The 24,800-nt window shown below is 58.7% G+C and carries 27 protein-coding genes; 11 read left to right on the forward strand and 16 right to left on the reverse strand.

All coding sequences use genetic code 11. The features are described from left to right. The first annotated feature begins 109 nt into the window (after positions 1–109). The gene (glpK, locus tag PR017_RS25205; protein ID WP_111221471.1) at positions 110–1,603 is read left to right on the forward strand and encodes a glycerol kinase GlpK; all 1,494 of its coding nucleotides are present in this window, start codon (positions 110–112) and stop codon (positions 1,601–1,603) included. Between the two features lies 1 nt (position 1,604). On the opposite strand, the gene PR017_RS25210 is transcribed toward glpK, so the two are convergent. From PR017_RS25210 to PR017_RS25225, 4 genes are all read right to left on the reverse strand, one after another. Continuing rightward, complete coding sequence (locus PR017_RS25210; protein ID WP_275113038.1) at positions 1,605–1,892, reverse strand: RES domain-containing protein; 288 nt, start codon at positions 1,890–1,892, stop codon at positions 1,605–1,607. A 7-nt stretch (positions 1,893–1,899) separates the two neighbouring features. Continuing rightward, positions 1,900–2,190: an RES domain-containing protein gene (locus PR017_RS25215; RefSeq protein ID WP_275113037.1), complete on the reverse strand. Its 291-nt coding sequence runs from the start codon at positions 2,188–2,190 to the stop codon at positions 1,900–1,902. Further along, on the reverse strand, positions 2,187–2,834 hold the full coding sequence (locus PR017_RS25220) for a hypothetical protein (RefSeq protein ID WP_240539074.1): 648 nt from the start codon (positions 2,832–2,834) through the stop codon (positions 2,187–2,189). Before PR017_RS25220 ends, PR017_RS25215 begins: the two co-directional genes overlap by 4 nt. Positions 2,835–3,310: 476 nt before the next feature. Next, on the reverse strand, positions 3,311–3,874 hold the full coding sequence (locus tag PR017_RS25225) for a TetR/AcrR family transcriptional regulator (protein WP_111221469.1): 564 nt from the start codon (positions 3,872–3,874) through the stop codon (positions 3,311–3,313). A gap of 106 nt (positions 3,875–3,980) precedes the next feature. Between PR017_RS25225 and PR017_RS25230 the strand changes: the two genes are divergently transcribed. The 6 genes from PR017_RS25230 to PR017_RS25255 all read left to right on the forward strand — a co-directional run bounded on the left by PR017_RS25230 (position 3,981) and on the right by PR017_RS25255 (position 8,982). Beyond that, complete coding sequence (locus PR017_RS25230; RefSeq protein WP_111221468.1) at positions 3,981–5,390, forward strand: amidase; 1,410 nt, start codon at positions 3,981–3,983, stop codon at positions 5,388–5,390. 260 nt (positions 5,391–5,650) lie between these two features. Then, positions 5,651–5,956 carry a BufA1 family periplasmic bufferin-type metallophore gene (locus PR017_RS25235; protein WP_111221467.1) on the forward strand — a complete coding sequence of 102 codons (306 nt, stop codon included), beginning with the start codon at positions 5,651–5,653 and terminating at the stop codon, positions 5,954–5,956. 37 nt (positions 5,957–5,993) lie between these two features. Then, positions 5,994–6,920: an MNIO family bufferin maturase gene (gene bufB / locus PR017_RS25240; protein ID WP_111221466.1), complete on the forward strand. Its 927-nt coding sequence runs from the start codon at positions 5,994–5,996 to the stop codon at positions 6,918–6,920. Beyond that, entirely contained in the window at positions 6,907–7,716 is an 810-nt protein-coding gene (locus PR017_RS25245) for an HvfC/BufC N-terminal domain-containing protein (RefSeq protein WP_240539073.1), read from the forward strand. Before bufB ends, PR017_RS25245 begins: the two co-directional genes overlap by 14 nt. After that, on the forward strand, positions 7,713–8,213 hold the full coding sequence (locus PR017_RS25250; protein WP_111221583.1) for a DoxX family protein: 501 nt from the start codon (positions 7,713–7,715) through the stop codon (positions 8,211–8,213). The genes PR017_RS25245 and PR017_RS25250 overlap by 4 nt, the downstream gene beginning before the upstream one ends. A 127-nt stretch (positions 8,214–8,340) precedes the next feature. Further along, a complete protein-coding gene (locus PR017_RS25255) occupies positions 8,341–8,982 on the forward strand; it encodes an NrsF family protein (protein ID WP_111221465.1) in 642 nt (213 codons plus the stop codon). Between the two features lie 25 nt (positions 8,983–9,007). On the opposite strand, the gene PR017_RS25260 is transcribed toward PR017_RS25255, so the two are convergent. Next, positions 9,008–9,589, reverse strand: coding sequence for a sigma-70 family RNA polymerase sigma factor (locus PR017_RS25260; RefSeq protein WP_240539072.1), 582 nt, complete (start codon positions 9,587–9,589; stop codon positions 9,008–9,010). 223 nt (positions 9,590–9,812) lie between these two features. Between PR017_RS25260 and PR017_RS25265 the strand changes: the two genes are divergently transcribed. Continuing rightward, positions 9,813–10,766, forward strand: a complete 954-nt coding sequence (locus PR017_RS25265) for a LysR family transcriptional regulator (protein WP_111221464.1) — start codon at positions 9,813–9,815, stop codon at positions 10,764–10,766. Here the strand turns inward: PR017_RS25265 and PR017_RS25270 are convergent. Then, positions 10,752–11,396 (reverse strand): peroxiredoxin-like family protein, encoded by a 645-nt coding sequence (locus tag PR017_RS25270; protein ID WP_279619570.1) that lies wholly within the window; start codon positions 11,394–11,396, stop codon positions 10,752–10,754. The genes PR017_RS25265 and PR017_RS25270 overlap by 15 nt on opposite strands. A 141-nt stretch (positions 11,397–11,537) precedes the next feature. On the opposite strand from PR017_RS25270, the gene PR017_RS25275 reads away from it, so the two are divergent. Continuing rightward, on the forward strand, positions 11,538–12,881 hold the full coding sequence (locus PR017_RS25275) for an NAD(P)/FAD-dependent oxidoreductase (protein WP_111221462.1): 1,344 nt from the start codon (positions 11,538–11,540) through the stop codon (positions 12,879–12,881). 202 nt (positions 12,882–13,083) lie between these two features. After that, entirely contained in the window at positions 13,084–14,016 is a 933-nt protein-coding gene (locus tag PR017_RS25280) for an alpha/beta fold hydrolase (RefSeq protein WP_111221461.1), read from the forward strand. A 318-nt stretch (positions 14,017–14,334) separates the two neighbouring features. Here the strand turns inward: PR017_RS25280 and PR017_RS25285 are convergent, their stop codons facing one another. The 4 genes from PR017_RS25285 to PR017_RS25300 form a co-directional block, all read right to left on the reverse strand. Further along, positions 14,335–15,189, reverse strand: a complete 855-nt coding sequence (locus tag PR017_RS25285; RefSeq protein WP_111221460.1) for an alpha/beta fold hydrolase — start codon at positions 15,187–15,189, stop codon at positions 14,335–14,337. 75 nt (positions 15,190–15,264) lie between these two features. Beyond that, positions 15,265–15,735 carry a nuclear transport factor 2 family protein gene (locus PR017_RS25290; RefSeq protein WP_206423206.1) on the reverse strand — a complete coding sequence of 157 codons (471 nt, stop codon included), beginning with the start codon at positions 15,733–15,735 and terminating at the stop codon, positions 15,265–15,267. Beyond that, complete coding sequence (locus tag PR017_RS25295; RefSeq protein WP_111221458.1) at positions 15,735–16,364, reverse strand: pyridoxamine 5'-phosphate oxidase family protein; 630 nt, start codon at positions 16,362–16,364, stop codon at positions 15,735–15,737. The genes PR017_RS25290 and PR017_RS25295 overlap by 1 nt, the downstream gene beginning before the upstream one ends. 62 nt (positions 16,365–16,426) lie before the next feature. Then, entirely contained in the window at positions 16,427–16,975 is a 549-nt protein-coding gene (locus PR017_RS25300) for a carboxymuconolactone decarboxylase family protein (protein ID WP_111221457.1), read from the reverse strand. Positions 16,976–17,094: 119 nt separating this feature from the next. Here PR017_RS25300 and PR017_RS25305 point away from each other — a divergent pair, with 119 nt between their 5' ends. Next, entirely contained in the window at positions 17,095–18,042 is a 948-nt protein-coding gene (locus PR017_RS25305) for a LysR family transcriptional regulator (RefSeq protein WP_111221456.1), read from the forward strand. Between the two features lie 286 nt (positions 18,043–18,328). Here PR017_RS25305 and PR017_RS25310 read toward each other — a convergent pair whose 3' ends face one another. The 6 genes from PR017_RS25310 to PR017_RS25335 form a co-directional block, all read right to left on the reverse strand. Continuing rightward, a complete protein-coding gene (locus PR017_RS25310; RefSeq protein WP_111221455.1) occupies positions 18,329–19,576 on the reverse strand; it encodes an SfnB family sulfur acquisition oxidoreductase in 1,248 nt (415 codons plus the stop codon). 31 nt (positions 19,577–19,607) lie between these two features. Then, a complete protein-coding gene (locus tag PR017_RS25315) occupies positions 19,608–20,402 on the reverse strand; it encodes an ABC transporter ATP-binding protein (protein ID WP_111221454.1) in 795 nt (264 codons plus the stop codon). 76 nt (positions 20,403–20,478) lie between these two features. Then, positions 20,479–21,810: an ABC transporter substrate-binding protein gene (locus tag PR017_RS25320; protein WP_111221453.1), complete on the reverse strand. Its 1,332-nt coding sequence runs from the start codon at positions 21,808–21,810 to the stop codon at positions 20,479–20,481. A gap of 91 nt (positions 21,811–21,901) precedes the next feature. Further along, the gene (locus PR017_RS25325) at positions 21,902–22,945 is read right to left on the reverse strand and encodes a branched-chain amino acid ABC transporter permease (protein ID WP_111221452.1); all 1,044 of its coding nucleotides are present in this window, start codon (positions 22,943–22,945) and stop codon (positions 21,902–21,904) included. A gap of 3 nt (positions 22,946–22,948) precedes the next feature. Continuing rightward, positions 22,949–23,845 (reverse strand): branched-chain amino acid ABC transporter permease, encoded by an 897-nt coding sequence (locus PR017_RS25330; RefSeq protein ID WP_111221451.1) that lies wholly within the window; start codon positions 23,843–23,845, stop codon positions 22,949–22,951. Continuing rightward, positions 23,845–24,747 (reverse strand): ABC transporter ATP-binding protein, encoded by a 903-nt coding sequence (locus tag PR017_RS25335; protein ID WP_111221450.1) that lies wholly within the window; start codon positions 24,745–24,747, stop codon positions 23,845–23,847. Before PR017_RS25335 ends, PR017_RS25330 begins: the two co-directional genes overlap by 1 nt. Positions 24,748–24,800: the final 53 nt, after the last annotated feature.

A 24,800-nucleotide genomic window follows, 5' to 3' on the forward strand; every position in this document is an offset into this window, starting at 1 on the left:
CCACCCCTTGGCCGCCGGTTCACCCGGCGGCCTTTTCCCCGCAAAGCCATCCCACAAACAGCTTGCCGACCGGCGGGATGGCAGCTTTCTGCCTTATCGGAGCGCATGAATGAGCAGCTATGTTCTCGCAATCGACCAGGGAACGACATCGTCTCGGGCTATCGTTTTCGATGGAGAGATGAAAATGGTCGCCTCTGCGCAGCGGGAAATTACCCAGTCATATCCGCAGCCGCGCTGGGTCGAACACGATCCGCAGGAGATCTGGCAAACCGTGGTCGACGTCGTTCGCGAGTCTTTGGAGAATGCGAAGCTTGAGGCCAACGACATCGCCGCCATCGGCATAACCAACCAGCGCGAGACGACCGTCGTCTGGGACCGCGACACGGGTGCACCACTTCACCCGGCCATTGTCTGGCAGGACCGTCGCACGGCCGAAATCTGCGAAAGCCTCAGAGCGGACGGATACGAGAAGCTATTTTCCGCCAAGACCGGACTTCTGCTCGATCCGTATTTTTCCGGAACGAAATTGCGCTGGCTGCTCGAGAATGTCGATGGCTTGAGAGACAAGGCGGAGGCCGGCTCTGTCTGCTTCGGCACGATCGATAGCTGGCTGATCTACAAACTGACCGGCGGCAAGAGGCATCTGACCGATGCCACCAATGCATGCCGGACGTTGCTCTACAATATTACCGAAAACTGCTGGGACGACGAACTTCTCGCCATCCTGGGGATACCCCCTTCCCTCCTGCCGGACGTCAGGGATTGCGCCGACGAGTTCGGTGAAACGACGCCAGACCTGTTTGGTGCCGCAATCCCGATCCTCGGCGTTGCAGGCGACCAACAGGCGGCGACCATCGGAAACGCGTGTTTTGCACCGGGCATGATGAAATCGACCTACGGCACCGGCTGTTTCGCGCTGCTCAACACGGGCGTGGAAAGGGTCAACTCCTCCCACCGCATGCTGACGACGATCGCCTATCGTCTCGACGGCGTGACCACCTATGCCCTCGAGGGCTCGATCTTCATCGCCGGCGCTGCCGTGCAGTGGTTGAGGGACGGGTTGGGGATCATCAGCAAGGCATCCGAGGCTGGCGAGCTTGCCGATGCAGCCGATGAGGAGCAGCAAGTCTACATCGTGCCGGCCTTCACCGGTCTTGGCGCGCCCTACTGGGATGCCGAGGCGCGCGGCGCGATCTTCGGCCTGACGCGCAACAGCGGCCCGGCCGAAATTGCCCGAGCCGTGCTGGAGGCGGTCGCCTACCAGACGATGGACCTGCTTTTCGCCATGAAGCGCGATTGGGGCGGCCACGATGTCGAGACAGTGCTGCGCGTCGATGGGGGCATGGCAGCCTCCGACTGGACGATGCAGCGTCTAGCCGACATCATTTCGAGCTCCGTCGATCGCGCCGCGATACTGGAAACCACCGCGCTCGGTGCCGCCTGGCTCGCCGGCCACAAGGCCAAGGTCTGGCCGGACCAGAAGGAGTTCGCCGAACGCTGGAATTGCGACCGGCGTTTCGAGCCATCGATGAGCGAGAGCAATCGCCAGGCAAAGATCGCCGGCTGGCGCGATGCGGTGTCACGCACGCTGACGGGTGGGTAGTCTAAGGGGCAAGTCCCGAGCCATATTCCCCCGCTACGCGCCAAAACCAATCCGCATCGAGATTGAGTTCGCGCTCCGTCTCACTGAGTGCCGAGGCCGCGCGGTCAAATATCGCATAGCATAACTCCGTATCGTCATGGCGCGCGTGATAGGCGATACCGTCGAATTGGTCACCGTGATCGAAAATCGCTCGGGACCATGCCTGCGGCGCGTGATAGGGCAGGCCCGAATGGGGAACCTCTGCGGTCGCTCCGGCCACGGCAAGTCCCCGACCGGTCAGGTTGACCATGCGCATCTCATGCGTGGAAGACAAGCGCACGTAAGCCTTTCTTTTTAGAAACCAGATATCGATGAGCGTGTGCCAGTGTTCGAAGGAATGTCTCGGCAAAGGCACCCTCGATCTCACGGGCAGCATAAAGGACGCCATAGGTTGCGTCTGGCGCGTTGAAACGGCCCAGATCGGATTTGTCGAAATGAATTGGTTCGAATGTCGATGTGTAGAACCGATGCACCACAGCCTTGGCAGGGATCGATATGATCTCGGGTTTGCGGCTCTCAAAATTGGCAGGTGGCAGAGGAGGGCTCAAGCGCCCTGTTCTCCATATCTGCGGGCCGCGTCGACGACGACAGAGATGTTGCCGTCACGCAATACGTCGATTGGTCGTCTTCCGCTCAGCCTGTCGTCTTCCCTTGCGAGAAAGTTCAACACAGCCCAGGGGCTTTCAACCGGTAATGCCGCTTGAACTTCCTTCAGCCCCTCAATCAAGACGCCAGACCGATCGAATTGCAATGTGGGATAGCGGCGCCGGTTACTAGGGCCTGGCACCGCTAACAAGCTGCCTTCCTGGACCCTCTTGTCCACAGCCTGGCGCGTGACGCCATTGAGAAGCGCTTGGACTTCCTCAAGGTCATAGGCTCCGCCCGCGGCCTTCAGATCGGACTGCGCTATGCGGATCCCCTGAAGGATTGCCTTGCTACGAGCATCAGGCTCGAAAGCGCTTCTGTCGATTCCATTTGTTGCATCTCTGCGGGGTGTTTCTTGGCGAGCCGTTTCCGGCTGGGCCTTGCGAACCAGAAATCCATCGCTCTGAATGCGCTCGGCCATGCTCCGCGCGACCGATCTAGCCGCTGCGGGTTTCGACGTAACGACAGCCACCCTTGCGCCTGCGGGCAGCGAAAAACCGTCTACATCTGCGAAAGGGTTGGTCTTGAGCACAAACATCGTCATCATGCCGTCAGGGTCGACGTCGGCCTTCTTGCTCCTGCGAGAGGGTGCTCTCTGTACCATGTCATCATCTCCTGGCCACAACATGGGCAATACAGGCAACTTTGTCAACCTGGACAACTCGGTTGGATGATGACGCCATCGAATTCCCGCGTATGTCAAGCTTCGGTCTACCAGCTCGCCGCTTCAGGCTGCGTGTGCCGGAAGCCGCCTCGCGAACGATGGCGAAATCGCCCAGGATGGGCCACGGGCCTCCCGCTCAAATCCACGTCCAGCATAAGCAGATAGACATAGGCATCATGGTCGTCTTTCTCTTCGGCACGCCACGCGGTTGGCAGAGGCATCTCTCGTAACTGAGCGACAAAGCTCAAGGCGAACGAAGAAACAATGGGCCGAAAAGGACGCTGAAGAGCATCAGCGCCGCGCGTCTTCAAGACGCCTATCGAGGATTGGAGGGAAAATTAGCGCTATCTCGCGCCCTGTTAGTGAAGCAGCCCTGCGGCGCGATAGCTCGAGATTGCGGAATCAAAGATGGCGATATCGGAACGGCTTCGTGCCAGAAGCTGAGCCCCGGCGATGGCGGCGAACATCGCGCGCGCACGCTCCTCAGCATTCTCGCCTGTAATCAGCAGTCCGCCCTCGATCAGTTGCTTGCGCAGCCACGCAACGTTGACGTCGGTAAAAGTCTGGACTTCCTGTCTAACCGGCTCGGGAAGATCGTCGCATTCTGCGCCAAGGAAGCTGGCCAGGCAAATTCGATTGCCGTTTTTGAGCGATACGCGGAAGCTCTCGGGATATTCGCGCAGGCTTTTCTTCGGATCCTTGTTGCGGCTCGCCACCTCATCCAGCCAAGCCTTCGTGTCCTGCCAGTAGCGCCGAGCAATCGCGGCCGCAAGCTCAGCCTTACTGGGGAAGTGGTGATAGATGCTGGCCGCCTTGATGCCTACATCGCTCGCAAGGTCGCGCATGTTCAGGCCGCCATATCCATGCGCCTGTGCGCTGCGAAGACCTGCCGCCATGATGGCTTCCTTAGCGTTAGCACTCATTTCCAGGCGCTCCGGTGATGTGACCTACCAACTGTTAGATAGGGGTTGACGAAAGAAAATGAAAGCCCTAACTTCAGGCTACCAATTGTTAGTTAGGGAAAATGCTATGTTCATCGAACTCATCTATTCCGACGCGACGAAGCTCGCTGAGCTCATCCGCACCAAGGAACTTTCGCCCGTCGAGGTCATGCAGGCTCACCTCGATCGCATCGAAGCCGTAGATGGTGACATCAATGCCATTGTCACTTTGGCCAATGGGGCGTTGGAAGCTGCCAAGCGCGCAGAAGCGGCCGTTCTTGCAGGCGAAGATCTCGGCCCACTGCACGGCGTGCCCTTCACGGTCAAAGACTCGATCGATACAGCGGGTGTATTGACCCAACGGGGCTCGCCGATCTTCAGGGGCCGTATCCCTGATGAAGACGCCACCAGTGTCGCCCGCATGAAAAAGGCTGGTGGCATTCTGCTGGCAAAGACAAATCTACCAGAATTTTCCTACTGGATCGAAAGCGACAACCTGCTTTCGGGCCGCTCCAACAATCCATGGGATCTCGAGCGCACGCCGGGTGGATCGAGCGGCGGCGAATCGGCCGCCATCGCCGCCGGTATGTCACCTCTCGGTCTCGGCACCGATCTTGCCATCTCGCTTCGCGGCCCTGCCGCCCAGACCGGGATCACCTCGATGAAGGCGACACGTGGCCGCGTGCCGATGACAGGTATCTGGCCACGGGCGCCGCGCCGTTTCTGGCATGTCGGGCCTATGGCAAGATCGGTTCGCGACATCGCGTTCGCCTTCTCCCAGTTGGCCGGATCAGACGGCAAGGACGCGTTTTCCAGCAGCACAACTCTCTTCGACGCCGGCTTAGGTCGCCAGCCGTTTCGCCAGCTTCGTGTCGGCTGGATGGTTGGCCCCGGCTTTGGCCCAGTCGATCCAGAAGTTGCTACCACCGTCAAGGCGGCAGCCGAGGCACTGAAGGACGTCGGCGTCTCGGTCGAGCATGTCGGCATTCCGGCGCTCGAGCGTGACTTCGCGCTCGACGTCTTCAACCGCCTGCATGTTATGGAAATGAAGCCCGCCTTCAAGGAGGCAACTGCTGGCCGCCGAGACGATGAACTCTACAAGATGGCAAAGACTATGCTCTCCCTGCCGGATACATCGGTGAAAGACTATATCGATGCCGAGCAGGCAGCCGAGCGGCTCCGCGATGGCTATGCTGACTACTTCTCCCGCTACGACGCGCTAATCACCCATGTGCTGCCGATCCCGGCCCACAAGCACGGCGTCGGGGAATTCGTGATTGATGGCCAGACGGTCGATGCGACCTATCTGCAGGGTGCGACAGTGCCGCTCAACATCACTGGCTTGCCGGGATTGTCCATGCGGTTCGGCACCAGTAGCGAAGGTTTGCCGATCAATGTTCAGGTTGTCGGCGCCTGGCAGGCGGAATCTACGATCTTGCACATCGCTTCGCTCCTTGAAAGCATCAGCCCGGTCCGCAGCCTGCGCCCTAATCTCTAGCGCGACGGTTCGCCGCCAACGAGACGATCACAGCATGTAAGGCTGCGCGATCGGAACAATGTCATAGAGTCCCGAAAAAAGCGCTGCTCGGCAGATTGCAGCCGGGAACAGCGCCGATGATAGCAGGCCGCAGCCTTTTCTTCGGCAAGACGGATGTCATCACAGGCTTGTGATTGCGCCTTTGTAACCTGTATGGCTGATGTGTCGGAGTTCTCCATGTGCAGCAACGACGCTGTACTCGATTTCACAGGAGAACTTCGATGTCCATCAGAACGACCGTCAACTCAGCCCTTCTTGCCAGCGCCGTCGCAACTGCGCTCGCGTCCGCAGCGTTCGCTGCTCCCCTTACCAAGGGCGAGATGGATGCTGCCACCTCGGCTCACAAGGAAAAGTGCTTCGGTATTGCGCTTAAAGGCCAGAACGATTGTGCGGCTGGTCCAGGCACCACCTGCCAGGGAACGTCTACGGTCGATTTCCAGGGCAACTCCTGGAAGTTCGTCCAGCATGGCACATGCACATCCATACACGTCCCAGGCGGCAAGACCGGCTCGACGAGCGCAATCTAACACCCCATCACAAATCTAACGGAAAGCGGAGCAGACGATGAATGCGATCCTGAAATTGGACACCCCGCAGGCACTGCCCAAGCTCCGCTTTCCGCCCTACCCGATTACAAGTTTGGCAGGTACCAGCTTTAAACACGAACACCTCGAGGCTATCCTCGCCGAGCAGCCCGACGGTGGCTTCTTCGAAGTCCACGCCGAGAACTACATGGGTGCGGGAGGACCGCCCCATCGGGCGCTCGAACGAATCCGACGCGACTATCCAATTTCGCTGCATGGCGTTTCGATGTCTATCGGCGGCCCTCAAAGGATCGACCCGACACATCTGGCGCGCTTTGCCGCCCTCGTCGAGCGGTACGAGCCGGCTCTGGTCTCCGAGCATCTGGCATGGTCCACGCATGAGACAACCTATTTCAACGATCTGCTGCCGCTTCCCTATACGGAGGCGACCCTGGCCAGGGTCGTCTCGCACATCGACGAAATGCAGAAGGCAATCGGACGACCTATCCTCCTTGAAAATCCTTCCACCTACGTGGCGTTCAGCGCATCCAGCATGAGCGAGACTGATTTCATTCGTGAAGTCGCAAAGCGTTCCGGCTGTGGCCTGTTGCTCGACGTCAACAATGTTTTCGTATCCGCGATCAACCACGGCTTCTCGGCTCTCGACTACTTGGCGGACTTTCCGCTTGAGCGCGTCGGAGAGATTCACCTCGCAGGCCATGCGGAACAGACCGACGACGAGGGTGATTTGCTCCTCATCGACAGCCATGACGGCCCGGTAGCGGATGCGATCTGGAGATTGTTCGACATCGTCCTCAGGCGCTGTGGACCAATTCCCACCCTTGTCGAATGGGATAGCAACATCCCGGACTGGGAGATCCTCAAAGGCGAGGCGATGGCCGCCCAGCAGATCCTTGATCGCCACGCTCGTGTCGCGACTGTCGGAGGCTCCTATGGAACGCGCTGACCACATGGCGCCGGACGGACTAACTCCGGATTTCGGTGCGATGTTCTCATCACCTCTGGTGGATCCAGAATGTCCGACGCCCGACGGCGTTATTGGGCCCAATGGAAAGGCTGCCGACAAACGATACAACGTCTATCGAAACAATGTGACGGTGAGCTTGATAGAGGCCCTCGTCTCGATCTACCCCGCCGTCCAGCGTCTCACCGGCATTGAGTTCTTTCGGGCAATGGCACGCTTCCATATTCGGGAAACCCCGCCTTCCTCACCTTTGCTGTTCGAATACGGGCGGGAATTTCCCGATTTCATCGAGCGCTATGAGTACGCGCAGTCGTTACCGTGGTTGGCAGATGTCGCCCGGCTCGAACGTGCCTGGCTGGATTGCTATCACGCAGCCGATGCCGCGCCTATTGCAGCGACGGCATTCGGATCCATCCCTGCCGATAGACTAGCGGAAGCGGTATTCGTGCCTCATCCAGCGGTCCGGATCACCTGCTCTCGCTTTTCCGCTATTTCGATCTTTGTCGCCAACCGTGAAGAGGGTCACGCCCGCTTGATCGATGCCGGCCAAGCGCAGGACGCGCTTATCACGCGGCCGGGACATGACGTAATCGTCCGCCATCTTCCCCCCGGCGGCGTGACATTCCTGACACGATTGATCGCGGGCGATCCACTTGGATCGGCTGTATCTGCCGCCCTCGAGGTGGCCTCCAATTTCGACTTACCCGCCAACATTGCCGGCATGCTCGATGCTGGAGTGTTCGTCTCAATCAAGGATGGAGATCTGCAATGGAAATGAACAATGGGATTTTGGCGGGCGAGAGAAGCCGCAGCCCGATCGTCATGTTGGCTGTTCGTGCGAAAACGCTTGTCCAGGCCATTGCACAGCCAGACGTCGTCCAGTTCGTGCTGCGCTTTGCGCTTTCCGTACCCTTTTTCAAATCGGGCATGCTGAAATGGGACGGCTTTTTGCAGCTTAACGATACGGCAATCACGCTGTTCACCGACGAGTTCATGATCCATCTCCCCGGAGGCCCCTATCCCTTCCCCGCCCCCGCCGTGTTTGCCTTCCTGTCAGGGACCGGAGAGATCGTGTTCCCAATCCTGCTGGTGATCGGCCTGGCCACCCGGTTTGCCGCAACGGGGCTACTGTTCATGACGTTGATTGTGGAGTTGACAGTGCCGGACGGATGGCCGATCCACATCACCTGGGCAGCGATGGCATTGGGAATCATGGCATGGGGACCAGGACGCGTCTCTGTTGACCATTTCATTCGACGACAGTTCGGAGAATGACGTCAAGAATGTGCAGCGACGGGCGTCGTTCCTTCCTGTGGGACCGCGTCCGTTCAAAACGTAGAGCTCAAGACGTCCCTTAAGGTCCTCATACCGGCCAAACAAGGCTCGCTGAAAGCGACTTGAAATGAAAACGCCCGATCTCATTCAAAAACTAGCCGGCGAATTGACACCGATTTCGCCTCGAAAGACCCGCAACGACTTGTTGATCGGCTTGGGCTGTGGCGCTGGAGTGACGCTGATCTGCGTGATTCTGATCTATGGCGTCCAGCCTGGACTGTTCAGCTTCAGCCACGGGTTACCGCTTTTGATGAAGGCGGCATACGCGCTTTCGCTGGCCGCGATCGCAGCATCCATGTTGGTGCCGATGCTTAAACCCGGCAGCCCTGTACCAGCCCGGCGCCGCTGGCTTGCGACAACGTTACTCTTGATCGCCGCTCTCGCTCTATTTCAAACGGTAACGGCAGCCAACATCGACACAAGGTCCCTTTGGCTCGGAGCCAGTTGGCAGCAATGCCCGCTTCGCATCGCCTGCCTGTCGATCCCTGTCTTGGCCGGTGCCTGCTGGGCTGTTCGCCGACAGGCTCCTGTGCAACTGCGCACTGCTGGGGCGCTTGCAGGACTGGTCGCAGGAGGAATTGCAACCTGCATCTATGCTTTGGCCTGCCCTGAAAATGGCGCCGGATTTGTGCTCGTCTGGTATTCGCTCGGAATTGGGATTACCACCGTGTTCGGCTCAATCGTCGGTCCGCGGGTATTGCGTTGGTAAGAAATTTGGATCGGGTTTAATCCCTCTATCCCGGGCGACCTGCGACGATGCCGCTCAGCGTCGTCAGGCCGCGATGGATATTGACCTTCACCAGCGCCACCGATTGGCCCGTGAGTTCGGCTGCTTCCTCAATCGTCAGGCCATCGATCTTGACGAGCTTAATGACTTGCGACTGGGCGGGCTTGAGCTTGGCGAGTAACTCTTGCAGGTAGACGGCGCTTGTGACTGCGGTGCCATGATCTTCGATGGCAATGTCATCTCCAAGGTCCTCGGCGCCGGGCGCTGCCGGATCGCGCGCCATTCCGCGCAGGCGATCGATCCACTTGTAGCGCGCGATACCGGAGAGCCATGCCTTGAATGGGCGACCAGGCTCGTAGGTGTGTCGGCGAACATGGACAGTCAGCAACGTATCTTGCACGGCATCCTCGACGAATGACGGTGGCAAGCGTCTTGCGTAATATCGGCATAGCCAGACATCGATTTCGGTGAGCAATCGGGTATAAGCGCCGCCATTGCCTCGCTGGGCGGCAGCCATGAGATCGCCCCAGAGATCGGACGCCTCGGATGCTGGTTGCCTGGATGAACAACCCTTGATGACGGTGGCCATTTAAACGGTCTCCCACAAGATGATTGTTTCGTCTTGTCGGATCAGCTTGGCTCAATAGCCAAGGCATGAGAACGTCACTGGCATGCATGGGTTTGATGCGCCCCGTGTATAGTCAATCGTCGAACTCTAAGCTATTGATTGAAATAGACTTTAGGCGGCGTTAAGCATTTTTCAGGGGTTGGCGGCAGTGAAAATAGCGGGGCAGGCATGCCGAGCAGACCGCTTGCTTGCGACCGCATTGTTCAAGGCTGCTGTATTCCCAACGGAGCTGTGCCATATTCGGCTGATGGAGATGCACCAGGTTCAATATTTTCTGGCGATGGCGCGAAACTTGAATTTCACGCGCGCCGCCGAGGAATGTAATGTCACTCAGCCATCGTTGACGCGTGCGATCCAAAAGCTTGAGGAAGAGTTTGACGGACCTCTTTTCCACCGCGAACGTTCCCGCACCCATTTGACCGCTCTCGGCGAGCAGATGCTGCCGCATCTGGAACGGACGTTTGAAGCAGCGCAAGCCGCCAAGATGCTGGCGCGAGAAATTGGAAAGGAACAGGTAGCACCCCTGAGACTTGGCGTCGCCAGTACGATCGACAACGATGTCCTGGATGAGGTGATCGCAGAAATTGGCGCCAGCCTTCCGGGTTTCGAGCTCACGCTGTCGAGCGGGTCCTCCGAGGATATGATCGAGCTCGGTATGGAAGGCAGGCTTGATCTCTTTATTGTCGAGGTGCCGGACAACAAGCCCGAAAGGCTGGAGGCCTGGGTGCTGTTCGATCATATCTACCACATGCTCACCAAAGCGGAACATCCGCTTGCAACCAACGAAACCGTGACGCTTGAAGATGTGCGGGACGAACTGTGGATCGAATATTGCGGCGATGGAGCAGTGGCTCTCCGTGATGCTGCCAAAGCTGCGGGGTTCGAGCCAGTTTTTCGTCACCGGGCCGACAGCCCGGCCCACCTTCGTCGGCTTGTTCTAGCCGGGTTTGGAAGTGCCTTCGTGCCCCCGCCGCGTGAGCGGTCGCGGATGGTCGTTTTACGGCTTGCGGGAGTTGAGGCGTCCAAGGCGGTCTCTCTGGCCGCGATTGCTGGAAGGCGCCGATCTGCTGCGGCAAGTGCTTTCGTGCGCGCATCCCGGGCTCGATCCTGGAACGTCGAAGAGTCAGCCTCTGAGTGAGGCGACTATATCTACGACGTCTTCCGGTTCGGCACGTAGCCGAAAATCAGGCTCGGCGTATGCAAACTCGATTGTCCGATCTTGTCCTATGACGAAGGTTGCCGGCACCGGGAGTATGCCCGCGATGCCGCCATAAAGATCGTTGAAGTCAACGCCGTAGCCTTCATAGGCGGCAAACATCTTCGGCCCGAGATGAAACGCAAGCCCGAGTTGCAGGGCTAGTCCATGATCCACATCGCAAAGTGCTATCGCCCCTGATCCAACTTTGTCGGCCAGCAATCGGCTTCGGCCTTGCAACTCTCCCGAAACGATCGCAAGTTTGCCTCCAGCGTTCTCGAGAGATGGCAACGCGGCGTGCCGGCCCTGCAATTCGCTGGCGCAATAGGGACACCACCCACCGCGAATGAAGCTTAGCACCAATGGCCCTTGCCTCAGAAGACTGTCGAGCGTCCGATGTCGACCAAGGTGATCAGGCAGCACGATATCTGGAAAACGGTCGCCTTGGCGCGGCGCCTGTGCGCCTACATTCAGAATGCGTAGTCTCTCCACGAATTCGTCGTACAGGCCTCGCCACGACGAGGCATTCTTCAGCGCATCGAGTTTTTCAAACAGAGAGGGTGGCTTTGTCATGGACCATCCTGAACTTCTTTTGAAGTGAATAGAAGTCGGGCAACGACATGAATTCCATACGCCGTGAGCATCGTTATCTTGTAACCAGATCGCAACGATCGCCGGAGTGAGCATTATCACAACTCCCCGGAGAACAAGACCATGCAACCGACCGAAAGCAGATTGAACAAGGCGTCGAAACCTCACATCGTCATCATCGGAGCGGGGTTTGGCGGGCTTGCTGTCGAACGGGGATTGGCGGGATCGGGCGCGATAGTAACTTTGATCGACCGACAAAACCATCACGTGTTCCAGCCGCTTCTCTACCAGGTGGCGACGGCGGGATTGTCCCCGGCTGATATCGCCGCCCCCATTCGCGCGATCGTCAAGCGCCATAAAGATACGCGCGTGCTTCTCGCGGAGGTGTCGGGCGTCGACGCCGATAACAAGCGCGTTGCCTTCTCGGATGGCTCGGGACTTGACTACGACGCGTTGGTGATCGCCACCGGCGCGCGCCACAGTTATTTCGGACGGGACGAATGGGCCAGGTTTGCACCGGGGATAAAGACGCTCGATGATGCAACGCTTGTGCGACGGAAGATTCTTCTCGCCATGGAGCGTGCCGAAACCATTCGCCAGGAGAGCCTGCCGGACAGGGAGGAGTTCCTAAACTTTGTCGTCGTTGGTGGAGGCCCCACGGGTGTCGAGATGGCCGGCGCCATCGCCGAATTGACGCGGCATGCTGCGGAAATGGACTTTCGCTTCATCACACGCACCTGCCTCAGGATTATCCTGGTCGAAGCCGGTCCTCGCTTGCTTGCCACCTTTCCAGCCAGCCTCGGGGATGCCGCGCGAAAGGCGCTCGAGGGATTGGGGGTCGTGGTGAGATTGGGTGGCCGCGTGACGGACATCGGAGATTATGGCGTAACAATTGGCGAGGAAAGAATTTTGACGTCCTCAGTCATTTGGGCGGCCGGGGTACAAGCCTCGGATGCAGCCAAATGGCTACAGGTCGATGCCGATCGAAGCGGCCGCGTCAAAGTCACGGCAGATTTGAGCGTGCCCGGACACCAGGACGTTTTCGTGATCGGCGACACCGCAACTCTGATCGACGCGAGCGGCCGCCCCGTCCCTGGGGTAGCACCTGCCGCCAAGCAGGAAGGCCTGCATGTCGCGCTCACACTTCGTGCACAATTTACCGGCAGCCGTTTACCTCCCGCGTTTCGCTATCGAAACTGGGGCAATCTCGCAACGATAGGGCGAAAGCGCGCCGTTGCGGAAATAGGTTCATTCAGGGTGTCGGGTATGATTGCCTGGCTCCTCTGGTCCACCGCACATATCTATTTTCTGGTGGGGTTTCGCAACCGCATCGTTGTTGGCGCCAACTGGCTCTGGAGCTACCTGACCTTCGAACGCGGAGCGCGGCTGATAACCGGGATGACCCATGTCAAGCCATCGCCGAAGCCCAGCGAGGTAAACCAGCCGGTGGTGATGACTTCAACATGAGAGCGCATCGACGCCGGTCGCTCCGTCCTTGACGATGAAGCAACGCAGGTTGCTACCGAAATCAAGGTCGGGCCTGGCGCACGGTTCCAAGCAAGGCGGCACAAAAGGGGCTGCCTCCCGTCGAGGCGACAGCAGCCCTTGCACTATCAAAGCAAATGCCGGGCGAAGTTCCGGCCCTCAGTTCTGTCGAAGGCGAAAAATCATGAAGAAGAAAATCCTCTCAACCGTCACAGTGGTGCTACTGGCAAGCCAGGCATGCGCTCTGGAATCCACGACAGCAACAACCACCTATCACCGGACGAATGTAGACGGCGTGAATATATTCTACCGGGAAGCGGGCCCGCAGGATGCACCAACCATCGTTCTCCTGCATGGTTTCCCTTCGTCTTCGCGGGAATACGATACGCTGCTTCCTCTCCTCGCTACACGTTATCATCTCATCGCGCCGGACTTCCCGGGGTTCGGTCAAAGCGATGCACCGGCTCCTTCGCAGTACGCCTACACCTTCGATCATCTGGCCGAGACGACAGATCATTTCCTTACGCAGTTGAACGTCACCAAGGCAGCATTTTTCGTCCATGATTATGGTGGCCCGGTAGGGTTCCGCGTCATGCTGGCAAATCCGGGGCGGGTCGATGCGCTGATTGTCCAGAATGCCAATGCTTACAAGGAGGGACTTGGTCCGAAGTGGGCGACCATCGCCAAATACTGGTCCGATCGACAGGCGAACTCAGGAGTCTTCGAGACCTTCATCTCGCTCGCCGCAGCGGAACAGCGTCACACGGCCGGATCGGCGCATCCGGAACGCTACAATCCCGATACCTGGACAGACGAATATGCCCATCTCTTGAGACCCGGACAGCGTGAAATACAGGCCGATTTGTTCTACGACTACCGAACCAACGTCTCCTCCTACCCGATCTGGCAGGCTTGGCTCCGGGACCGAAAGCCGCCTACGCTAGTTGTCTGGGGAAAGAACGATCCTTCATTCATCGTTCCTGGCGCAGAGGCGTATAGACGCGACGTCCCGGATGCAGAGATCCACGTGTTGGACGCAGGCCATTTTAGCCTGGACGAGAAAAACGACGAAATCGCTTCGTTGGTCCTTCAGTTCATGGGGAAGATTCACAAGTAAAAAACAGCGAAATCTGCTCAGTCCCGGCGAAGCATCGGGACGCACGTAGACGATTGTGGTCCGCACTTCTCGCGCCCTATGGACGATCGTGTTTCTGCTCGAGGCCTTCACACGCGCCGTGTTTCCTTCTGCGGGCAGAAAGGTTCAACTTCGGAAAACGATTATCGCACTGTCCAACCGGCGCTGTGGTTTTCTCAACCCCTTTGTGGGCGCCTTCGCGGAGCCGTAGGAAACTTTCGCCCGTGCGTGGTAAAATCTCGGCTTCGGATAATTTCGACACACCCCGCCGGGCCGCTTGGCCGACGGGGTGCGCAGCTATCAGTTATTCAAGAAGTCAGTGATTGCATCTGCGATTTCACCGGCATGCGTTTCGAGTGCGAAATGCCCCGTATCGAGAAAGCGAACCTCCGCGTCCGGCAGATCCCGCTTGAACGCTTCGGCGCCAGGCGGCAGGAAGAAGGGATCGTTCTTGCCCCAGATTGCGAGCAGCTTCGGTTGGTGCTTGCGAAAATACGCTTGGAAGGCCGGGTAAAGCGCGACGTTGCTTGCATAGTCGAGCATCAGATCGAGCTGCACTTCGTCTGCGTCCGGCCGCTCCATATACCAGCTATCGAGCGCGATGCCGTCCGGTGAAATGGTCGCTGGATCACCCACGCCATGTTCATATTGCCAACGGATGGACTTTGGCGTCAGCATTTCGCTCAGCACCTGCCTGTTGGCGTCGCTCGGATCGCGCCAATAGCGCTCGATCGGATTCCAGCCGTCGCTCAGCCCCTCCTGATAGGCGTTGCCGTTCTGCGAGATGATTGCAGTGACGCGCTCAGGATGAGCCATAGCAAGACGCAGACCGACCGGCGCGCCGTAGTCAAAGACATAGATCGCGAACCGATCTAGGCCGAGCACCTGCGTGAAGCCTCCGATGATCTTGGCGAGGTTTTCAAAGGTGTAGGCAAAGCTGCTCCGCGGCGGCAACGCCGAGAGCCCGAATCCCGGCAGGTCCGGCGCGACCAGATGGAAGCGGTGCGCCAGCAGCGGTATCAGATCGCGGAACATGTGGCTGGAGGTGGGAAAGCCGTGTAGCAGCAGCAGGGTCGGCTTCGAGCGATCTCCTGCCTCGCGGTAGAAGACTTCATAGCCATCGACATCGGCTGTTCCATAGGTAAGATGGGTCATATGCATGCTCCATGGGTGCCGAACGCTTGGCGTCCGGGGGTGATATTCGCGTGAAGTGTGAACGGTTCGACCGGACTAGAAACTGAGGTCGCTCAAACCGGGGTGATCGTCGGGACGTCTTCCAAGCGGCCAGTGGAAACGACGATCGGCATCGAGGATCGGCATATCGTTGATGCACGCCAGGCGGCGACGCATCAGGCCCTCGTCGCTGAACTCCCAGTTCTCGTTGCCATAGGAGCGAAACCAGTTGCCGCTGTCGTCACGCCATTCATAGGCAAACCTCACCGCAATTCGATTGTCATGGAAGGCCCAAAGCTCCTTGATCAGCCTGTAGTCCAACTCGCGGCGCCATTTGCGTCCGAGAAAGGCTGTAATGGCCTGCCGGCCCTGGATGAACTCGGCGCGGTTCCGCCAGAGGCTGTCGACAGTATAGGCGGTGGCCACCTTGGCGGGATCGCGGCTGTTCCAGCCGTCTTCGGCTAGCCGCACCTTTTCGAGCGCGGTATCAGTCGTGAAGGGTGGAAGCGGCGGACGCTGAATGTCCATTATCGTTCTCCTTTGGAGGTGAGCCGCGCTTGCAGGGCGGCGTTTTCGGCTTCGAGTCGCGCTAGACGCTGCTGGAGCGGTCGCACCGCATCCGCCACCTCGACTTCCGTGAAGCGCGGGGTGATGTGCTGCGGACAGTTCCAGTCGAATGCCTCAAGCCGCAGTCGAAATATGCGTTCTGCCTTCGCCCGATAATCGGGAATGGTAACGAGCTTGCTCAGAACCGGATCGGCGTCGAACGCAACAATCTCGACATGCGCGTAGATCTTCAAACGGGCACGATGGGTGTAATCCATCAGGAACAGGCAAGCACGATCGTTCGAGGCGACGTTACCGACGCTGATATATTGGCGATTGCCACGATAGTCAGCAAAGGCCAGCGTGCGTTCGTCGACGAGCCTGAGGAAACCCTGCGGGCCACCGCGATGTTGCATGTACGGCCAGCCGGTCTCGGAGACCGTCGCCATGTAGAAGCTGTCGCGCGCCGCGATGAAGGCGGCCTCGCCGTCAGTCAACCGATCGAACTCGCGATCACCTTTGAAATCCTGCCAGACGTGATCGGCACCCATCTCGGCCTGGGCAGCCCGGACGCTCGGTGTCGCAGCGATGTCGAGGAAGCTATAGGACATGACAGGTCTCCAGTTTAAGAAGTCGGCGGGCCAAGCGGAGGTCACTCGGCCCGCCAAGGCCATCAGGCGGCTGCCGCATCGACCTCGACGACAGGGAAGTCGATCTCGGTCTTGGCAACTTCGTTCAGGAAATTGGTGAAGCTGTTCTCGGCGACAAGCGCCACGATCTCGACCAGCTGCGCGTCGGTAAAGCCGGCATCGCGCACGGCGGCGATGTCTGCGTCGCTCACATGGCCACGCTGCTGCGCGACCTTGAAGGCGAATTGCACAGCTGCATTGGCCCTGGGGTCGCCAGAGGCACCCTTGCGGTTCAGCGCGATTTCTTCCGGGCCGATCTTCGCAAGGTTAAGCCCAAGATAGGTGTGTGCCGAGAGGCAGTAGCCGCAGCCGTTCACCTGCGCGACAGCCAGTGCGATGCGTTCGCGGGTCTTGACGTCAAGGGTTTTGGACAGAGCGCCCTGGAAGCTTGTGAAGGCGGTGAGCGCTGCGGGGCTGACGCCGATGAGACGGAACAGATTTGGAACGACGCCCAGTTGCTTGTGGACGGCATCGAGCGTTGCCTTGGATGCTTCCGGTGAATTGTCGCGGGTCGGGATCGCAATGCGGGACATGGACTTTCTCCTTTGGTTTGCGAACTCATCCGGTTCGACGGGAGGAGGTATGCTCCATTTCATTCAGCTGCATAATCGGCTAATATCGGTTATGACCTTACCATAATCTGGAAAGATAGATGGACAGACTGGAAGCGATGTCGCTGCTGATCGAAGTTGTGGATCGGGGAAGCTTTTCCGCAGCAGGGCGTTCGCTGCGCCTACCTGTCACGACCGTCAGCCGAAAAATTTCCGATCTGGAGGCGGCGGTCGGCGCAAAACTGCTCATCCGCACGACCCGGAAGATTGATCTGACCGACGCCGGTATTACCTACCTCAAGGCAGCGCGCAGGATTATCGATCAGGTCGAAGAAGCCGAACGTGAAGCCGCTGGCGAGTTTACTGTTCCAAAGGGCGACCTTGTCATCACCGCGCCGGTTCAGTTCGGTCAACTGCACGTCTTGCCGGTTGTGAGCGACTTCCTCGCGCTTTTTCCGCAGATCAATATCCGTTTGTTGCTGCTCGATCGCCACGTTCACCTTGTCGAGGATCACGTCGATATGGCGGTCCGCATAGGAAAACTTCCCGACAGTGCGATGATTGCGACCGGGATCGGATCGATGCGCACGGTCGTGTGCGCGAGCCCGGATTTTCTCGCCGGACACGGCATGCCGCTGACGCCGAGCGACCTGGCGAAGCTGCCTTGTGTTACGTTCGATGGGCCAATGCCGTCACCGTCGTGGCAACTCAGGAACCCGAAAACGGGAGCGTCGATTGACATTCCCATCGTCTCCCGGCTGTCCGTGACAACCACGGGGGCGGCAGTTGCCGCTGCGATCCGCCACGTCGGCGTGACACGCCTCCTGCATTATCAGGTGGCGGACGCGATCAAGGCTGGCACGCTGCGGATCGTCCTCGAAGACTACGAGCCGGAGCCAACGCCGGTGAGCCTGGTTCATGCCGCACGTGGTCAGATGGCACTCAAGATGCGCCGGTTCCTCGATTTCGCCACGCCCCGGCTGCGTGCCATACTTCCGGACTTTTACGAGGGATCGCAGGGCAAGGGCAGTCACTCCCGCGTGTCCTGATTAGACACTTTTACCACCACCTGGTGGGCCGAGAGTAACCGCAGCACTCGTCCACATGGCCATCGCGTGTTTTGTCACGTTCGTTGCCGATTGGCTGGAAAGGACGCTGAGGGCCTGGGCATGGTTCCTTCGTCATATGCTAGCCCGACAGTTGAACACAAAAGGCTATTCCACGCCTTGAAGTGATGTGGAACGGTCGGCCCTTCAATTCCATTTGAACGATACTGCATGCCAGGGACAACACCGGCGCGGTGCCTTCCGGCACCGTGCTCGAGGACCACCGGCACTAGCTCCACGCGTGAAGCGGGGGTTTTTCGCCATTGAGAAAGTACTTTCCGAGAATAGAGTATTTCCAGCGGACCGGATCGTGGAGCGTATGGGTACGGGCATTGCGCCAATGCCGATCCAGCCCATGTTCGGCGAGGGTCGATCGAGTTCCAGCCAGCTCAAACAGCTTATTGGTGGCCTCGATAGCAATCTCGGTCGAAAGTATTTTGGCTTCCGCCGTAACGATCTGGGCTTCGGCCACTGTTTCTGCATTCGGATGGGCCACGGCGCGGTCAATTGCGTAGCCAGCCTTTTCCAGAAGCGCTTGCGCTGCATGAAGGCGCAGCGTCAAGCTGCCGATGGCTTGAATAGTGTATGGGTCGTCCCAGGCATTGTCGACGCCGCTGTCCACCCAAGCCCGGCTCTTTGTTCGCACGAAACTGACCGTCTCATCAATTGCGGCCTGGGCGATGCCAGTATCCACGGCCACCTGGATGATCTGGAAAATTGCCCCATCCGCCGTCGGCACCTCGTACCCTTTGTATCCTGGCACGAGATGCGACTTGGGAACCTTCACCCTGTCAAGCAGCACTGTTCCGGACAGTGTGGTACGCTGCCCGAAAGAGGACCAATCATCGATGACGGTCAGTCCCGGTGCGTCGCGCTCGGCAATCGCATACCATGCCCTCCCCTCGTCATCGAGCGCCACAATCGGCACCAGATGCGCAAGCAGGGCGCCGGAGGAATAGAATTTCTTGCCACTGACGACGACATGGTCGCCCTCGTCGACGAATTTCGTTTCGAAATCCACGGCTCGCTTCGAGCCGTATTCCGAAAACGCATTGCCAAAGCGGACGCCTTTCAGAACCTCGCCGAACAGGAAAGTCTGTTGCTCCTTGTCGGAAACCGTGCGGATGGCCGCAACGACGCCAAGATGGTTCTGCGCAACCTGACCTATCGACGGATCGGCGGCAGAGATAATCTCGATGACCTTGGCGAGCGTGGCGTAGGACAGTTCCGGGCCGCCAAATGCCTTGGGGACGTTAATCGACCACAGGCCACTTTGCGAAAATGCATCCAGCTCGGCCACAGGCCATATCCGTTCGCGGTCACGTTTGGCGGACTCCTTGACGAATTCGGACGCGAGCGCCTTGGCAACCGCAATTGCTTCCACATCGTCCTTGATGATGTGAGCAGCCGTCCTGGGCCTCGGAATTGCGGGAACCGCCTTGGCGGCATTCTCAGTGTTGACGGTCGAGAGTGTCATGGGACGTCTCCTTTGTGATGGCCGGTCGGGTCTAGACGACGGCGGCGGCTATAGGGTTTTGGGAATTCAGTGCAGTCGAAATCGCTTTGTGGCCGAGATAGAAAGCCTTGATGTCATTCCGCGCTGCGAGGTCCTTTGCCTTGCCGCTGAGCACGGTAATGCCGTTCTCGAGAACCGACGCACGGTCGGCAAACTTTAGGGCGACGGTGGAGTTCTGTTCTGCGACGAGAACCGACAGCCCTGTGTCCCGGTTGATCTGACGCAATGTCCTGAAGATGCTTTGAACAACCAGTGGCGCCAGCCCCATGGACGGTTCGTCGAGCACCAGAAGGCGAGGCCTCGCCATCAGCGCCCTGCCAATCGCTGTCATCTGCTGTTCGCCCCCGGAAGTGAGGCCCGCGAGCGTGTGCCGCTTTTCTCTCAGCCGAGGGAAGTGGACGTAGACTTTTTCCAGATCGTCGTTGAGATCAGCGCGTTTGCTGCCACGTCCGATTCCGCCGCAGATAAGGTTCTCCTCGACGGAAAGGCTCTTGAAGCAATGGCGGCCCTCAAGCACTTGGACCAATCCATTGCGGACGAGTTCGGACGGCTTCACTTTGAGGACATCGACACCTTCGAAAAGGATAGATCCTTCGGTAATCTGTCCTCTCTGGGCCGGAAGCAGGTTCGATATTGCCTTGAGCGTCGTTGATTTGCCGGCGCCGTTTGAGCCTAGGAGGGCTACGATCTCTCCACGCCCAACCGTCAGGTTCACCCCGTGGAGAGCTGAAACAGCATTGTTGTAGGTTGCCTTCAGGGCGCTGACGGTGAGGATGATGTCGGTCACGAATGCCTCCTTCGAATGGGACGGCTGTGCAAAGCCGGGCGCACGCTACCCGGCCGGTTGACGGACCCGCGAGTCCTCAATTGGTCGCGGGTGTTTCCCCGGAGGTGCGGACCGTAATGCCCTTTTCCTTCGCATAGGCCTCGGATGATTTCTCGATGATTGGACGAAGCAGCGCCCAGTCGGGAGCAATCCAGTCAGACACGACATTCCATTTCTTGCCGTCCCACTGTTGGAAAGTCACGTAGCCGTTGCCCTCGTGATTATCCCAGGAGACGTCAATCGAGTGGAACAGATCTTTGGCGCCCAGGGCTTCGACACGGGCCGGATCGAGCTTCAGATGTTCGAAGCCCCAGCGCACCTCGTCGCCGGTCAATGTACGATTGCCGAACTTCGCCTGCGCAATGCGGATGGCTTCAACGTTGAGAATGCCGTTGACGATACCGAGGTTGTGATAGACGGAGCCGATGCGCTTCCTGTCCTGCAGGTTACCCTTGCCGGCATCGTAGACCGTCTTGACGATTTCCTTGACAACGGGGTATTCGGCGCCCGATGCCTGGGTGGTGATTGCGGTATAACCCTTGGCGGCGTCCCCTGCCGGAATGACGTCCTCTTCAGAATTCGACCAGACGTTGCCGACGATATGATCTGCCGGAAAGCCGACTTTGGCGGCCGTCTTCAGAGCCACCGGGTTCATGACGCCCCATCCACGCAGAACCACATAGTCAGGCTTGGCGCGACGGATGGTTAGCCACTGCGACTGCTGTTCATTGCCGGGATGAGGTACCTCGATCTGTTGCAGGTCGAAACCGTATTTCTTCGAAAGCAACTCGTAAATCGGTATCGTTTCCTTGCCATAGGGCGAGCCGTGATAGAGCACGACGATCTTCTTGCCCTTCAAGCTCTCAAGGCCGCCAAGCTTGGAAGCAATGTAGTTCACGATACCAGAGCTTTCGCTGTAGGGATTGAGCAGCAGCGGGAAGACATAGGGGAAGATGCGTCCGTCTGTGGAATCTGTGCGACCGTGATTGATGGTGATCAGCGGTATCTTGTCCTGCGTCACCCGGTCGATCATGGCATAGGCTATACCGACGGAAAGCGGGTTCCAGGCCGCCGCATTGGGATGGCTCTTCTGGCGCTCGTAGCATTCGACACCGCGCTCGACCTCATACTGGGTTTCGCATTCGTCCCAGGTGAGCTTTACGCCATTGACGCCACCGTCGCGGGTGTTGATCAGGTTGAGATAGTCGATGAAACCGCCGAAGAAACCGGTGCCGCCAGCTGCGTAAGGCCCGACGCGGTAGCTCTGCAGCGGAAAATATTGCTCGTCGGCATGGGCAGCCGGAAGCCCGATGATCAGCGCGATGCCGGTCGCCATCGCCGCCAGTTTCAGTCTACTGAAAATCGTCATTTAGGCGAACCCTTGGTATGGACCGGCGCAATGCCGCTCCTGGTTGATAGAATGTTGAATTTCTTCTGCTTGTTGGCGATGGCGCCGAGCGCTACGCGCGTCGGAATACCGCGCCGACGCGCTGTCGGCCCCTGTCCCAAAGCGCGACCAGTCCGTCGGGCTCCATGACGAGGAATAGGATGATGAGGGCCCCGAGGATGACCCTCTGGCTCATGTCGAGAACACCGGAATCGAAGATGTCGCCGAGGAAAAATGCACCCAACCGCGAGAGGATCAGGGGAAAGATGACGATGAGTGCCGCGCCGAAAAAGGCGCCGCGTACCGATGCGAGCCCGCCAATGATCACGATGAAGAGTATCTGAAAGCTGCGATCGAGATTGAAGCCTGCAGGCTCCACCGTCTTTAGGTAGGTGAAAGCCCAGAGAACGCCGGCAATGCCGATGATAAAGGATGAGATCGAGAACGCCAGAAGTTTGGTCTTCAGCACGGGGACGCCGATGATCCGCGCGGCGGTCTCGTTGTCGCGCACGGCGATGAAATTGCGGCCTGTCTGAGACTTCACCAGCCTCGCCGTTGCCCATGTTATCAACAGCACGGTCGTCAACGAGAACAGGTAGCGACCGATGCCGCCGTTGAATGAAAGTCCGGCGATGCTCAGCGACGGCGCATCGATGACGCCTGAAGCGGATTCGTTGGAGAACCAGCTGAATTTCGTGAGTGCCCATTGCACAAAAAACTGCGCCGCAAGGGTCGATACCGCGAGGTAGAAGCCCTTGAGGCGGAGGCTTGGGAGGCCGAATATAAGTCCGATCGCTGCCGCCGACAGCCCTGCAAGGACAAATGTCGCGATCAATGGCAGGCCGGGAACCCGAAGATTGACATTATAGGCGGCAAACGCGCCTGCAGCCATGAAAGCGGCGCTCCCAAGCGATACCTGTCCGGCATAGCCAGTCAGGATATTCAACCCAAGTGCTGCCAGGCTCAACGATAGAAAGGGAAGGAGGATAGCTTCCAGCAGATAGTTGTTTCCGATCAGGGGCACCGCCACGTATGCGATCAACAGCAGCGCTGCCAACGGAAGCCTCGGTGTGGTAACCTGCGGCAAGCGATCGGCCTGGGAAAGGACAGCGGACATGCGTCAGACCCTCTCGACAAGCTTCTGGCCAAACAGACCAGAGGGGCGGACTAGCAGAAATGCTAGCGCAACCACATAGGCAAACCAGCTCTCGATACCGCCGCCGAAATAATCGCCGATGTAGACCTCGGCAAGCTTCTCCGCTGCGCCGATGATGAGACCACCGACGATCGCGCCAAGGATTGAGTCAAAGCCGCCGAGAACGAGGACCGGCAGAGCCTTCAGGACCACCAGGGACAACGAAAACTGCACGCCCAGCCGCGCGCCCCACAGAAGGCCGGCAACCAGTGCAATAAGCCCTGCAGTCGCCCAGACGGTCGCCCAGATAAATGGAAGTTTGAGGCCCACGGCTAAGGCTGCGAACTGATCGTCAGCAACGGCACGAAACGATAGACCGATCCGGGTATAGCGGAAAAACACGGAAAGCAGCGCCACCATAGCGGCCGCGACGACGGCCGCGAAAATGTCAAACTGGCTCACCAGCACGCCGCCGAATTCCAGCGGCACGTCATCAATTCCGAGTTCCAGGCCATGGACCTGTGTGCCCCAGATGAGCTGGGCGGCACCTTCGATGACATAGGACAATCCGAGGGTGGCCATGAACAGCGTGATCGGTGGCTTGTTGGTCAGCGGTCGAAGGACAGTCCGCTCGATAGCGAGGCCGAGCAGCACCATGATCGCAAATGTGATGACGAAAGCCAGCCAGAAAGGAATGCCACGTTCGGTGAGGCTGACGAAGGTAAGGGCCGCGAACAAAAGCATGGCGCCTTGCGCGAAGTTGAGCACGCCCGATGTCTTGTAAATGAGTACGAAACCGATGGCGACGAGCGAATACATTACGCCGGAGAGAAGTCCGCCGATGAGTACTTCGATAAAAAATTGCCAGTCGACGTCCGCCATCAAATACCCTCCCCTTCCTCGTTCTCGGGAGCGACACCGAGATAGGCATCGATGACGCGCTGGTCAGAGCGAATGGCATCCGGCCTTCCATCGGCAATCTTGCGGCCGTAGTCGAGCACGGCAATGTGGTCGGACAGATCCATCACCACGCCGATGTCGTGCTCGATCAGAATGATCGTCGTTCCGTATTCGTCGCGCGCAGCGCGCACGAAGCCCGCCATTTCCCCTTTCTCCGTAGCGGTCATCCCAGCCATTGGCTCGTCCAGAAGCAGAATTTGAGGTTCCGCGACCAGCGCCCTCGCCAGTTCGACCCGCTTCTGCAGCCCATACGGCAATGTCGACACCAAGCGGTTGCGAACATGGGCAAGACGCAGGAATTCGAGCAGGCGGTCGGCTCGCTCCTGGCTGTCCCTCTCTTCCAACCGCGAGCGACCCAGCCCGGTGATCTGACCAATGAAGTTCGAACGGACCTTGAACGCCCTGCCTGCCGTTACGTTCTCGATGACGCTCAAACCCTTGAAGAGGGCAAGGTTCTGGAAGGTTCTGGCGACACCTAGCTGAGCTAGTCTCTGTGTCGGCACCTGTTTGTAGCCAACACCATTGATGTGCACATGACCGCGATCGGGACGATAGACACCGCTGATGACGTTGAGCAGCGAGCTCTTTCCCGCGCCGTTCGGCCCGATGATCGCGCGTATCTCGCCCGCTGCGACTGACAGATCGATATCCGTCAACGCCGTCACGCCGCCGAACGAGAGGTTGACGCCATGAAGCTGCAACTCGCCAGTGCGGGGAGCAGTTGGCGCAACGGCCGCAAACGCGCCTCGCTCGATGTGTTCGGGGGCTGCCGTCCGGAACGACGGGGCAGCATCCATGAACAGCGGATAGGTTATTGCGTACATTTGCGGCTCTTCGGTAGGTGCGAAAGGTGGTCTCAGCACGGGTCACAGCAGTT

The organism is Rhizobium tumorigenes (assembly GCF_003240565.2).
Lineage (GTDB): Bacteria > Pseudomonadota > Alphaproteobacteria > Rhizobiales > Rhizobiaceae > Rhizobium > Rhizobium tumorigenes.